We start from the raw sequence: 13,000 nt of genomic DNA, 5'->3' as shown, positions 1-13,000 counted from the left end.
CTGACCCCATGGTTCAATCATGGGGATACCAGGCCTGCAATCAAGACACAATTCATTGAATTTATTTACAAATTAATCAAACAAAAGGAATAACCCCTATCTCAGCGGCAAACCACAGGCTAAGGGCTTTTACCGATAGATAATGAAACGATTCACCGCGACTCTCACCCTGATAATCTTGCTGGCAGGCTGCCGGCAACCTGTCGTGGATGAAGCTCAGGTAACCCCGGCGGTGAATGAGGCCAAGGAACTCAGGGTTGGCACCCTCTATGGCCCACAAATCTATGTTTCTTCCACCCAGGGCAGTGCCGGGTTTGATTATGAGATGGCGGCGCGTTTCGCCGACTTTCTCGGCAAGCCGCTGGAGATGAAGCCCTATGGCAATATCAATGAGCTCTACCAGGCGCTGAAACAAAACGAGATAGATTTGATTGCCGCCGGGCTGTCGGATACCCGTAGCCGCAGACAACAGTTTCGTCTCGGGCCACCGCTTTATCGGGTCAATCAGGTGATGGTCTACCGCGCCGGCACCCCTGTCCCCAAAGATCTCAACGCCCTGGATGCGCCTGTTACTGTGATAGCCGACTCGTCGTTTGTGGAAACCCTGAACCGACTCAAGGCAGATAATCCCAACCTTGAGTGGCAACAGGTCGCAGATAAAGATAATGAAGAGCTACTGAGCATGATAGCCAGCGGCGAACTCAGCTACACCATTTCAGATTCCACCAGCATCAATATCAATCGCCGTTTTATGCCTGAGCTGAGATCCGGCCAGGTGCTGGAGCAGCAACAGGCTGTGGTTTGGCTGTTGCCACCCAGGGGCAGCGATCAACTGATGAGCCAACTGCTGCGTTTCTGGCACCAGGAACAAAGAGACGGCACGCTGGAACACTTGGTGGAAAAGTACTTCGGCCATGTCAAACGTTTCGACTATGTCGACACCCGCGCCTTTATCCGCGCAGTCGACAGCAAGCTGCCCAAGTACCGCCATCTGTTTGAAACCTATGCCGGTGAACTCGACTGGCGCAAGCTGGCCGCCACCAGTTATCAGGAGTCACACTGGAATCCCAGGGCCCGCTCACCGACCGGCGTGCGCGGCATGATGATGCTGACTCTGGCAACCGCCAAACAGTTGGGAGTGGAGAATCGCCTCGATCCCGAGCAGAGCATCCGTGGCGGTGCCCGTTATCTGAGCGACATTTTGGTGCGCCTGCCTGAGTCTATTCCGGAGGAGGAGCGGATGTGGTTTGCCCTCGCCTCTTACAACATAGGCTATGGCCATGTGGAGGATGCCCGTAAGTTGGCACAGGCCAGAGGCCTTAATCCCAGTGCCTGGAAAGATCTCAAGCAGGTATTGCCCTTGCTGCAAAAGCGCAAATACTACCAGCACACCCGCTATGGCTATGCCAGAGGCAACGAGGCGGTGCATTATGTCGACAGCATTCGCCGTTACTATGACACTCTGGTGTGGATAGACAATCAGGCCAAACTGGAAGCCCTGGCCAGAGAGCAGGCTCAGGAAGAGGCTGCACAAAGAGAAGCTGAATCCCAGGCCGGGGAAGAAACCGAACTCAGCGGTGCCCAGCCCAACTGAAAACCCCGCACACGACTCATTTTCGCGCCAAACAGTCTGGCTTTGATGCGCAGCCCGCCATTTGGGGCTGGCGCAAGCTTAAATAAGCTGTTAGCTTGAAAGCATTACAAAAACTTCAGAATATACTAAGGTAACCTTATGAAAAGAAAGACCATTAACAATGCAATGGCCCGTCGCCGCAGCCTGGTAAAAACCCGTCACAAACGCATTCTCAACCGTCACAAACTCTTCTTCAGTTTTCTGCAGCAGGCGGATTAAACTTCCTTGCCTGCTTCAATGCCTTCTGCTCCTGTCTGCGTCGCCTGAAAAAGGCGCTCAACTGTTCGCTGCACTCCTGTTCCATCACCCCGGCGCTGACCGCCAACTTATGATTGAACAGGGGATGACGCACCAGATCCAGCACTGAACCTGCCGCGCCTGTCTTGGGATCCGCAGCCCCGTACACCAGTCTCCCCACCCTGGCATGCACCATGGCCCCGGCGCACATGGCGCAAGGCTCCAGCGTCACATAGAGGGTAGTATCCAGCAGACGGTAGTTTTCCAGTTGACTTCCCGCCTGCCTGAGACAGAGAATTTCCGCGTGGGCACAGGGGTCGTTGGCGGCAATAGGCTGGTTCCAGCCGCAGGCAATAAGCTTGTCATCTTTGACCAGCACGGCCCCTACCGGCACTTCCCCGAGCGCCTCAGCCTTTTGCGCCATCTCCATGGCCAACTGCATCCAATGTAAGTCGCGATTCTCTGTCATTCTATTCATCCGTTCTCAATGCGGCGCCAGTATAACTGGCATGAATACCAGTACCAAATCCGAGATCCGCGGATATCGACTCTTTCGGCGCCTGCATGCGGCATAGACTCAAGGCCGCTCCAGGATCCTCGGGCCCGCGCCTTCCTGACCCAGCACATCATCTGGGTTTCTGAGTGGACATTCGGCCAGCGATAAACAACCGCAGCCTATGCAGCTGTCCAGCTCGTCCCGCAGCCGGGTCAGCTTCTTGATCCTCTCATCCAGCGAGGCCCTTAACTCGGCGGAAATGGTCCGCCACTGCGCCGCCGTCAACTTGGCGTTGGTGCCGTATTTGGCCAGTGCCTGCTTTATCTCCTCCAGCGGCACTCCGGTGCGCTGCGCCACCTTAATGATGGCAATCAACCTAAGCACAGTCGAGGGAAAGCGCCGCTGGTTGCCACTGCTGCGCTGGCTGCTGATAAGCCCTTTGGACTCATAAAAGTGAATAGTGGACACCGGTACCCCACTGCGTTTGGCGACCTGGCCTATGGTCAGAGCACCGCGGGATGACACTTCGTCATCATTTTCAGGTTCGGCAGTAAATTTTGTGTTCATTGACTATTGACCTCAAGTTAACTTGAGGTTTTATAGTGCCGCCGAAGGAATAAATCAACCCCCGCCAAGGATGGCCCCTTTACATAAACGACAAAAAACACAGGAAACTTGTCGCTATCATGATCAACAAATCCCTATCTCTGATGCTTGGCCTTTCGCTGCTTCTCGGCCTGGGTCTTACCTACGGCCTGAAAGCCGATGATGAGGCTGACAGTGGCGGCCATGGTTATGGCCCTGTGGCTGTGTCATTGGCCAGCGTGCAACAAATCAGCCTGCCACAGCAACTCGACGCCGTTGGCGAACTTGAAGCCGCTGCCCAAATCGCCGTCGCTGCCGAGACATCTGGCCGGGTAACGGCGCTGCACTTCGACTCGGGGCAACAGGTTAAAGCCGGTGAACTCTTGGTGCAGCTCAATGATGCGGTGGAGCAAGCCGAACTGTTGCAGCAAGAGGCGCAGTTACTGGCAGCCGAGAGTGCCTATCGGCGTCTCGTTAGCCTGGCCGCCGATAATCTGGCCTCCAGGGAAGCACTGGACAATGCCCTGGCCGAGCGCGATATGGCCCGCGCGGCTGTCGCCCGAACCCAGGCTCTGATAGCCCAAAAGGCCATCAAGGCCCCCTTCTCCGGTACCTTGGGGATCCGCAAAATTCACTTGGGCCAATACCTTGGCGCCGGTGAAACCATCGCCCAATTGGTGGATGACAGTCAGCTCAAAATCAACTTTGCGATCAGCGAAGCCCAGGCCGATAAACTTGAGCTTGGGCAAACATTGCAACTCTGGACAGACTTACGCCCCAATGAAAGCTGGCCCGCCAAACTGAGCGCCATAGAGCCGATTGTCGGCAGCTCACGAATGCTGCAACTGCAGGCGATATTGCTGCCAAAACCTATTGATGGCGAGCCTGATGATAAAGAGCGAGTCGACGACAAGCCTGCCGAAAAAGCGGCCAGCTATCCAAGCCAGAAGAATGGTGCTGCCAAGCTGAGAGCCGGCATGTTTGCCCGCGTAGCCTTGGAAAAGTCCAGACGCCAGGCGCTGATGATCCCCGAAAGCGCCATCACCTATAACACCTGGGGCGAAACCGTGTTTCGGGTCGATGCCGGAGAACAAAGCCTCACGGCCCACAAAGTGGCAGTTAAAACCGGCCAACGTCAGAATGGCTGGGTCGAGGTCATCTCCGGCCTGTCGCTTGATCAACTGGTGGTCACCTCCGGTCAACTCAGGCTGAGTGATGGCGTCCAGGTCAGCAGCACGGGCCAGGACAGCCTCACCGCAGCGCTGCTTTATCAGAGCAAGGGGCAATCACAATGAGATTTACCGACCGTTTTGTCGAGCGTCCGGTGCTGGCACTGGTGGTCAGCAGTCTTATCCTATTGCTGGGGCTGTTCTCCGTCGGCAAGTTGCCGGTGCGCCAATATCCGCAGCTGGAAAACGCCACTATCAGTGTGACAACCCAATATCCCGGCGCCTCGGCCGAGCTGATGCAGGGCTTTGTGACCCAGGTGCTGACTCAGGCGCTGTCATCGGTGGAGGGCGTCGATTTTATCTCCTCATCCTCCACCCAGGGCCGCAGTCAAATTCAACTCAGGATGACACTCAACAGTGACTCCACCCAGGCTCTGACCGAAGTGATGGCCAAGGTCAGTGCCGTGCGCTACAAATTGCCCAAGGATGCCTTCGATCCTGTTATCGAGCGCTCCTCGGGTGAATCCACCGCCGTGGCTTATGTCGGTTTTGCCAGTGACAGCCTGAGCATTCCGGCCCTGACCGACTATCTGTCGCGGGTGGTCGAGCCCAGATTTGCCAGCATTACCGGTGTGGCCAAGGTCCAGCAGTTTGGCGGTCAACAACTGGCGGTGCGCCTGTGGCTCGACAGCGACAAGCTTGCCGGACGAGGCCTGACGGCCGCCGATGTGGCCGATGCGCTGCGACGTAACAACTTTCAGGCCGCTCCCGGTGTGATCAAGGGCCAGTTTGTTGTCGCCAATATCAAGGTGAATACCGATATCACTGATGTCGCAGCCTTTCGCGATCTGGTATTGAAAAACGATGGGCGGGACTTGGTGCGCCTCGGTGATGTCGGCACTGTGGAACTGGGCGCCGCTTCCAAAGAAAGCAGCGCCTCCATGGATGGTCAGGCAGCTGTGCATCTGGGGCTATTTGCCACCCCCAAGGGCAATCCTCTGATCATAGTGGATGGCATTCGCAAACAGTTGCCGGAGATCCGCAAAACCTTGCCGCCGGGTGTTCGGGTGGAGCTTGCCTATGAAAACGCCCGCTTTATTCAGGCATCCATAGATGAAGTGCTGCGCACCTTGCTCGAAGCACTGTTGATAGTTGTGCTGGTGATCCTCTTGTGTCTCGGGTCGCTGCGCTCTGTGCTGATCCCCATAGCCACCATTCCCCTATCCATGCTCGGCGCCGCTGCACTGATGCTGGCCTTTGGTTTCAGCATTAACCTGCTCACTCTCTTGGCCATGGTGCTGGCCATAGGCCTGGTGGTGGATGACGCCATCGTGGTGGTAGAAAACGTCCATCGCCATATCGAAGAGGGGAAACACCCAGTGGCGGCAGCCCTGATAGGCGCCCGCGAAGTGGCCGGCCCTGTGATAGCCATGACCATTACCCTGGCGGCAGTTTATGCCCCCATAGGCTTGATGGGCGGCCTCACCGGCAGCCTGTTTCGTGAGTTTGCCCTGACCCTGGCCGGGGCTGTACTTGTGTCCGGCATAGTTGCCCTGACCTTATCGCCGGTAATGAGCTCAATGCTGCTGCAACCTAAGCAGAGCGAAGGCCGACTGGCCCGCGCTGCCGAGCATTTTTTCGAGCGCTTGGGCGATAGTTATGGCCGTTTGCTGAAATGGTCGCTCGCCCATAGAACCCTCAGCTTGGGCTTCGCCCTGCTGGTGATGCTTGCTCTTCCATGGCTCTATTTGCAGCCGCAGCGGGAATTGGCCCCCACGGAAGATCAGGCCGGCGTATTAACCGCCATCAAGGCGCCGCAACATGCCAATCTCGAGTATGCCGAGCACTTCAACCGGCAGTTGGATCAAATATTTACCCGGATCCCGGAAACCCTGGGTACCTGGATAATCAATGGCACCGATGGCCCGGCGGCCAGTTTCGGCGGTATCAATCTCAGTGACTGGAGTGAACGCAGCCGCGACGCCAGTGCTATTCAGGCCGAGCTGCAGCAACTGGCGGGCACTATCCCGGGCAGCAGTATCTTTGCCTTCCAGTTGGCGCCCCTGCCCGGTTCCACCGGCGGGCTGCCGGTACAGATGGTATTGCGCTCCCCCGGCGCTTACCCCGAGCTTTATCAAACCATGGAGCAAATCAAGCAGGCGGCGCGCCAGAGCGGTTTGTTTGTCGTGGTAGACAGCGATCTGGATTACAACAACCCAGTGGTGCAACTCAGTGTCGACAGGGCCAAGGCCAACAGCTTAGGGGTGAGGATGCAGGATATCGCCGAGTCATTGGCGTTGCTGGTGGGCGAGAACTATGTCAATCGCTTCGCCATGGACGGCCGTGCCTATGATGTGATCCCCCAAAGCCTGAGGGAACAACGCCTCTCGGCCGAAGAGCTTGGCAAACAGTATGTACGCAGCACTGATGGCACTCTGGTGCCCCTCTCCGGCCTGGTCACACTCGAGCGCGGAGTCGAGCCAAACCGTCTGAGTCAGTTCGGCCAGCAAAATGCCGCCACCTTGCAGGCGATTCCAGCGCCGGGAGTCAGCATGGGGCAAGCTGTGGCCTTCCTTGAGCAACAGCTTGCAGCACTGCCCGCCGACTACAGCCATGACTGGCAGTCTGACTCGCGCCAATATGTGCACGAAGGCAACAGTTTGGCCTTTGCCTTTATCGCTGCACTGCTGATCATCTATCTGGTGCTGGCGGCGCAGTATGAAAGCCTGATTGACCCGCTTATCATTCTGATCACTGTGCCTTTGTCCATCTGCGGCGCCCTGCTGCCACTGGCGCTGGGGTTGACCACTCTCAATATCTACACCCAGATAGGGTTGGTCACTCTGATAGGCCTTATCAGTAAACACGGTATTTTAATGGTGGAGTTTGCCAACGAGCTGCAACAGCAAAAACAGTTGAGCCGTCAACAGGCGATACTGGAAGCCGCCAGGATCCGCCTGCGGCCGGTGCTGATGACCACGGCCGCCATGGTATTTGGGCTTATCCCCATGCTGTTTGCCAGCGGCGCCGGTGCCGCCAGTCGTTTCGGTCTGGGCCTGGTGATCGTTTCCGGCATGTTGATAGGCACGCTGTTTACCCTGTTTATATTGCCGACCATCTACACCCTGCTGGCACGGGACCATACCCGCATAGATGAAAGACAGCAGCAGTTGGCGCCTGTATTGCAGAGCCAGTAACTCGGGCTCGCTATAGAAAGACCAAACTGCCCGCGATTGCGGGCAGTTTATTATTCGCTGCGCTCCTTAAGCGACATGACGATTCCTTAGTCTTGTGCTTCCTGAGGCTGGTCCGCTTTATCTTTGGCTTCCCTGCGCCGTTTCAATTCGGCGCGCATCCAGGCGGCCGATTCGGCCATATCCCGCCTGAGCTTGGCTATCTCCTCATCCGTGAGCCGCCGAACCAGCGGCTCATCTCGCTGAGATATTGAGTTTGGTTTTGCCGTTTCCTGCTGTTTGCTCATGGTCATTATTCCTTTTTCCGGAGCGGGTCCATGTCTCCAATAGTTTATCTTGCAAGCCAATAAAACCAAAGGGCCCCATTCACTCGGTAAAAGTGAATGGGGCCCTCAATCAGTTCTCTTTATTCCGCTCTCTTTAACAAGCTAAGTTTGCGGCCTGGCACACAAGAGGCTGTTAGCGGAGGATCATCTGCGCCCGCTCAGGGCCGACAGAGATCATTTTTACCGGTACGCCCATCAGCTCTTCAACCCGCTGCACATACTTTTGCGCCGCCAGAGGCAGGCTCTCAAAGGTGCGACAAGCCGTGATGTCTTCGCTCCAGCCTTCCATCTGCTCATAAACCGGCGCCAAGGCTGAGGTTTGTGGCCAAATCGGGTTTTCGCTGTGATCGCCCTGATAATCGATGCAGATTTTCAGATCCTGCATCCCACTCAAACAATCCAGCTTGGTCAGCGCCACTTCGGTCGCCGCCTGCAGCTCGACACCGTTACGGGTGGCCACGGCATCGAAATAGCCCATATCACGGGGACGCCCGGTTACCGCGCCGTACTCATTGGCGGCTTCGCGGAAGCTGTCCTGCTCTTCCATGGCGGTGATCAAGGTGCCGGTTCCCACTGATGAGCTGAAGGACTTGGCTACGGCAATCACCCGTTCGGGGCGCAGTGCCGGTAAGCCACTGCCGAGACCGGCATAAGCGGCGGTCACGTTGGAAGACGTGGTCCAAGGGTATTCACCGTAAACCAGGTCACGACCCGCGCCCAACTGGGCTTCAAACAGCAGGTTTTCATCTTTTGTCTGCAACGCTTTCAGTGGCTCGCTCACATTGCAGATGGCATCACGCCAAGGAGCAGAAACTTCCAGCAACCAGGCGGTCATCTCTTCTGCGGTTTGCGAAAATTCAAAGGAGGGGTACAGCGCCTTGAGCTGCGGCAGTTTCCAGTCCAGCATAAACTGGATACGTTCACGCAGTACTTCAGGCTGCTTCAACCAGCCCACCAGAATGCCTTTTTTCATTACCCGGTCACCGTAAGCCGGGGCAATGCCCTGGCGGGTAGAACCGTAAGCGCCGTCACCGAGACGCTCCTCTTCCAGAGTATCTTCAATGGCGTGGATTGGCAGGCACAGAGTCGCCCGGTCGGAAATGCACAGATTGACATTGACGCCGGCGGCTTTTACCTCGGCAATCTCTTCGGAAAGTGGCGCCGGGCTTATCACCATGCCGGGACCCAATACCGCCAAACAACCAGGATTGAATACGCCGCTAGGCAGTTGATGCAGTTTGAATGTACCAAAGTCATTCACCACTGTGTGGCCGGCATTGTTGCCGCCCTGAAAACGTATACTCGCCGCTGCACTATCTGCCAGATAGTCCACGATACGGCCTTTACCTTCATCACCCCAGTTTGCACCAACTACAACGATAGACGACATTTCCAGTTCTCCTAAACAAAAACCTGTCTATCCTATGACCACGGCATAAATAAGAAAAATTAATAATCATTATTGGCTTGATAAGAAATCCATATCGGGATATTTTGCTTCGGAATCGAAGATAGCGGGCAATTGTCGTGACCAAGGCCATGACTAAGGCCATGATTAGGGCCATGACCAAGCCGCCAACCATAAAGCGCCTGCCCTAAAGCTGCAAAAGTACCGCTAAAAACTCTTAAAGAGGCTGTTATGCTCGAACTCCACTGGCTTAAAACCTTTGTCACCCTGGCCCGCCTGGAACACTTCGGCAAGGCAGCCAATGAGCTGCATATGACTCAACCCAATGTCAGCTTGCATATCAAGCAGTTGGAGCAAACTACCCGAGTAAAGCTGATTGAGCGTAATCCATTTCGGCTGACCCAAGCCGGTGAGCGTTTGCTAAGGAGTGCGCACAATACCCTGATGGAGCTGCAAAGTTGCCAGGCCGATCTCAACGCCATCAATGATCTGTGCCAGGGCACCATGACCATAGCCGCCAGCGATATTATTTCCAGATGGCTGCTGATAGGCCCGTTTCAGTCGTTCAAAACCGAATTCCCCGGCATCGACCTGACTCTGCTGAATACCACCTCATCACAGGCGGCAGACCTGGTAAAAAGTGCCAAGGCCGATCTCGGCTTTGTGATGGCGCAAAAAGAGAGTCAGCCGCTGCATTTTACCGAGCTGAAACAAGTGAAATGGTACGCCTTGGACAATGATCTCAAGGCCTGGCAGAGAGGAAAAGTCCCCAGCCCGCAGGAAGCACCGACCTTGATACTACTGGGGCACGACACCCGCACCCGGGATCTGATTGACCCGGCACTGCCTGAGCTCAAACTGCCGGAATACCGCATCATGGAAGTGGGCAGCGTGGATGCCCAAATCGACTGGGCCGAAGCCGGCTTCGGCATCGCCATAGTGCCGGACTTCGCCCTGCACCCGAAACTCAATTTGCAGTCCAGCATTACCCCACTGCCCAGCTTCCCTTCCGCCAGCCTGGGGTACATAGTGCGTCAGAACCAGGTGCTATCCAAAGCCATCAAGAAACTGCTCCATTGGGTGGATGAAGAGATATTGCAGTCGCCGAGTGTGGGTTAACTGTGTGGAGTTAACAGGCATTCAACGACTTCCTGCTGCAGGGAAACTTAACAAGCCGGCGTCAGGGGAAAATAACCATTGACGCCATAGCTATTTGTTATGCTTGCCTTTTCGCCATTGGATGCTCAGGATTCAACTGAAGTAAATCCCAAAGGTTGCCATACAAATCTTTAAATACCGCTACCGTACCGTAATCCTGCTCCTGGGGGTCACGTACAAACTCGATACCTACTGATTTCATACGCTCGTAGTCTCGCCAGAAGTCATCGGTATTCAAGAAAAGGAATACACGACCTCCCGCCTGATTGCCAATGAAGTCTAATTGCTCAGGTTTTGAAGCCCTTGCCAACAACAAAGCCACTCCGTGGGAATTGGGCGGCGCAACCACAACCCAGCGCTTATCCTGCTCTGGTTGGTAAGTGTCTTCAATAAGCTCAAATTGAAGCTTATTGGTATAAAAATCGATTGCTTCATCGTAGTCTTTTACTACCAGTGCAATATGGACAATGTTCTGTTTCATCTTCTTATTCTTACCTTATATGCTGAACTGACTTGGACATGATGTAACCCCAGATTTTATCCCCTCAGTATTCCTGCAGCAGGGGAACCAATGAACCCTGTCGGCTTATACTTCATAAGTTGGGTAATCGATATAACCTTGTTCACCACCACCATATAAAGTTAGCCTTGCATCTGCATCGAACTCAGCCAATGGCCAGTCATGGGTAAAACGGGCAACCAAGTCCGGATTGGTCACAAAAGGCGTACCAAAGGCAACAAAGTCGGCATACTGTTTGTCGAGTAAGCTTTGCGCTGTCTGCTTGGTCAGCTTGCCAGCCACCATAATAGGATTGCTATATACACTGCGAACCTGGCGACGAAATGCCTCGGGTACTACCGAGGAACGGGAGATATTCTCCGAAAAATGCACATATGCAAGATTCATCGGCTGCAACTTTTCCAGCAAGGCCAACGTCAAAGGCACTATTTCCGGGTCCTCGCCGGCAAAGCCTTCGTTAACATAAGGGGACAAACGTACAGAGACCTTGCCTGCGCCAATCGCCTCACAGAGTACCTGTAGCGTTTCCAGCAAGAAACGCATCCGATTCTCTTGATTGCCACCATATTGATCTTGTCGTTGATTACTTTCCAGCCTTAAGAAAGTATCGAACAGATAACCATGTGCGGCGTGCACTTCAACGCCGTCAAACCCCGCCTCGATTGCATTTTGGGCTGCTTGCACAAAATCTGCGGTAGTGGCTTTAATCTCAGCTTCTGTCATCGCTTTTGGCTGTTGTGTTGCCACCATACCGAAGCCGCCTTCAGCCAACGGGCCAAACACCTGATCTGGAATGCTAATTGCCGATGGTGCCAAAGGTTGCGAGCCGGCGATATTAGCATGGCTGCGACGCCCCACATGCCAAAGCTGAACAAAGATTTTTCCCCCTTGCTGATGGACAGCTTGAGTGACTTTTTTCCAGCCTTGGATCTGCTCAGGGGTATAAATCCCGGGGGTCATCGAATAGCCTCTCGCGATGGCTGAAACCGGTGCTCCCTCTGTAATAATGAGCCCGGCACTGGCGCGTTGCCGATAATACTCAGCCATCATCTCATTGGGAATGTCTCCCGGTTGAGAAGTACGTGAACGTGTCATGGGAGCCATGACGATGCGATTGTTGGTCTTCAATGCTTGACCATGGAATGCTGTTAACATGCTACCCCCTATGCCTGATAACTTGGATAATCAATGAGCCCTGCTTCACCGCCCCCGAATAGGGTGTTGGGATCATGTTCAGCCAAGGGATAGCCCTGTCGTAAACGCTCCGGCAGATCTGGATTGGCAACAAAAGGCCGACCAAAACCTATCATATCGGCCAGGCCAGCGTTAATGGCTTGCTCTGCCTTCTCCAAGTTATAGCGACCGGCATAAATCAACACTCCTTGATAGGCTTCACGGAGCGCTTGCTTGAACGAAAGCGGTGTATCGGGCGCATCGTCCCAGTCCACTTCGGCAATATGCAAATAAACAATGCGATGTCGATTGAGTAGTGCTGCAGCAGCGGTATAGGTTTCAATAGGGTTTGCATCCACGGTGCCGTTGAGTGTGGTCAGCGGCGCCAGACGCACCCCGACGCGATCTGCCCCAATGGCGTCAACCAATGCCGTAACCACTTCATCAAGAAAACGAAGACGGTTTTCAAGGCTGCCACCGTACTTATCACCACGATTGTTTGCTTCGGAATCAATAAACTGGTTAATCAAGTAGCCATTGGCGGCATGTAATTCAATACCATCAAAACCGGCTTCAATAGCATTGAGCGCTGCTTGACGATAATCAGCGATAACTTGCTCTATATCGGCCTTTGTCATTGCCCTGGGCTGAACCACATCGACAAAACCGGGTTTGTCGCTGCCATTATCGACGAACACTTTCACGTTCTCTGCCTTAATGTCTGATGACGAGATAGGCTGCAAACCACCAATATTGTCCGGATGAGTCACTCTCCCCACATGCCACAACTGCGCAAAAATCGCACCGCCTTTGGCATGCACAGCCTCAGTCACTCTGCGCCAACCGACAATCTGCTCGGGAGTGTAGATCCCCGGCGTCCACGCATAACCTTTTGCCATGGCAGAAATCTGTGTACCCTCTGAGACAATCAAGCCCGCACCGGCACGCTGCGCATAATAGGTTGCCATCATCTCGTTGGCCACATCGCCTGGCTGACTGGCTCTTGAGCGCGTCATAGGTGGCATGACAACTCGGTTGTTGAGCAGTAGCTCACCCAGTTTGATCGATTGAAAAAGTAATTGCGTCATAGAAAAGCCCTCT

11 protein-coding genes are annotated in these 13,000 nt (G+C 54.6%); 4 read left to right on the top strand and 7 right to left on the bottom strand.

Annotation, left to right across the window (positions count from 1 at the left end; genetic code table 11):
- The first annotated feature begins 142 nt into the window (after positions 1 to 142).
- Entirely contained in the window at positions 143 to 1,594 is a 1,452-nt protein-coding gene (gene mltF, locus ACWAU4_RS08300) for a membrane-bound lytic murein transglycosylase MltF (RefSeq protein ID WP_093983521.1), read from the top strand.
- Between the two features lie 232 nt (positions 1,595 to 1,826).
- On the opposite strand, the gene tadA is transcribed toward mltF, so the two are convergent.
- Together tadA and soxR are read right to left on the bottom strand one after the other, a co-directional pair.
- Positions 1,827 to 2,339, bottom strand: a complete 513-nt coding sequence (tadA, locus tag ACWAU4_RS08295; protein WP_129980338.1) for a tRNA adenosine(34) deaminase TadA — start codon at positions 2,337 to 2,339, stop codon at positions 1,827 to 1,829.
- A gap of 108 nt (positions 2,340 to 2,447) precedes the next feature.
- Entirely contained in the window at positions 2,448 to 2,933 is a 486-nt protein-coding gene (soxR, locus tag ACWAU4_RS08290) for a redox-sensitive transcriptional activator SoxR (protein ID WP_044734174.1), read from the bottom strand.
- Between the two features lie 119 nt (positions 2,934 to 3,052).
- Between soxR and ACWAU4_RS08285 the strand changes: the two genes are divergently transcribed.
- Positions 3,053 to 4,246, top strand: coding sequence for an efflux RND transporter periplasmic adaptor subunit (locus tag ACWAU4_RS08285; RefSeq protein ID WP_144190923.1), 1,194 nt, complete (start codon positions 3,053 to 3,055; stop codon positions 4,244 to 4,246).
- Positions 4,243 to 7,317, top strand: a complete 3,075-nt coding sequence (locus tag ACWAU4_RS08280; protein WP_345841955.1) for a MexW/MexI family multidrug efflux RND transporter permease subunit — start codon at positions 4,243 to 4,245, stop codon at positions 7,315 to 7,317. The genes ACWAU4_RS08285 and ACWAU4_RS08280 overlap by 4 nt, the downstream gene beginning before the upstream one ends.
- An 86-nt stretch (positions 7,318 to 7,403) precedes the next feature.
- On the opposite strand, the gene ACWAU4_RS08275 is transcribed toward ACWAU4_RS08280, so the two are convergent.
- Together ACWAU4_RS08275 and ACWAU4_RS08270 are read right to left on the bottom strand one after the other, a co-directional pair.
- Complete coding sequence (locus tag ACWAU4_RS08275) at positions 7,404 to 7,601, bottom strand: hypothetical protein (protein ID WP_144226690.1); 198 nt, start codon at positions 7,599 to 7,601, stop codon at positions 7,404 to 7,406.
- Positions 7,602 to 7,773: 172 nt separating this feature from the next.
- Positions 7,774 to 9,030, bottom strand: a complete 1,257-nt coding sequence (locus ACWAU4_RS08270; RefSeq protein WP_107004544.1) for an adenylosuccinate synthetase — start codon at positions 9,028 to 9,030, stop codon at positions 7,774 to 7,776.
- Between the two features lie 249 nt (positions 9,031 to 9,279).
- On the opposite strand from ACWAU4_RS08270, the gene ACWAU4_RS08265 reads away from it, so the two are divergent.
- The gene (locus ACWAU4_RS08265) at positions 9,280 to 10,167 is read left to right on the top strand and encodes a LysR family transcriptional regulator (RefSeq protein WP_454290539.1); all 888 of its coding nucleotides are present in this window, start codon (positions 9,280 to 9,282) and stop codon (positions 10,165 to 10,167) included.
- A 97-nt stretch (positions 10,168 to 10,264) separates the two neighbouring features.
- On the opposite strand, the gene ACWAU4_RS08260 is transcribed toward ACWAU4_RS08265, so the two are convergent.
- The 3 genes from ACWAU4_RS08260 to ACWAU4_RS08250 form a co-directional block, all read right to left on the bottom strand.
- Complete coding sequence (locus ACWAU4_RS08260; protein WP_045282449.1) at positions 10,265 to 10,687, bottom strand: VOC family protein; 423 nt, start codon at positions 10,685 to 10,687, stop codon at positions 10,265 to 10,267.
- Positions 10,688 to 10,792: 105 nt separating this feature from the next.
- Positions 10,793 to 11,881, bottom strand: coding sequence for an alkene reductase (locus ACWAU4_RS08255; RefSeq protein WP_190535390.1), 1,089 nt, complete (start codon positions 11,879 to 11,881; stop codon positions 10,793 to 10,795).
- A gap of 8 nt (positions 11,882 to 11,889) precedes the next feature.
- Positions 11,890 to 12,987: an alkene reductase gene (locus ACWAU4_RS08250; protein WP_335918051.1), complete on the bottom strand. Its 1,098-nt coding sequence runs from the start codon at positions 12,985 to 12,987 to the stop codon at positions 11,890 to 11,892.
- Positions 12,988 to 13,000: the final 13 nt, after the last annotated feature.

The organism is Shewanella sp. FeAMO (genome assembly GCF_053653955.1).
This window is presented reverse-complemented; position numbering and strand designations above follow the sequence as displayed.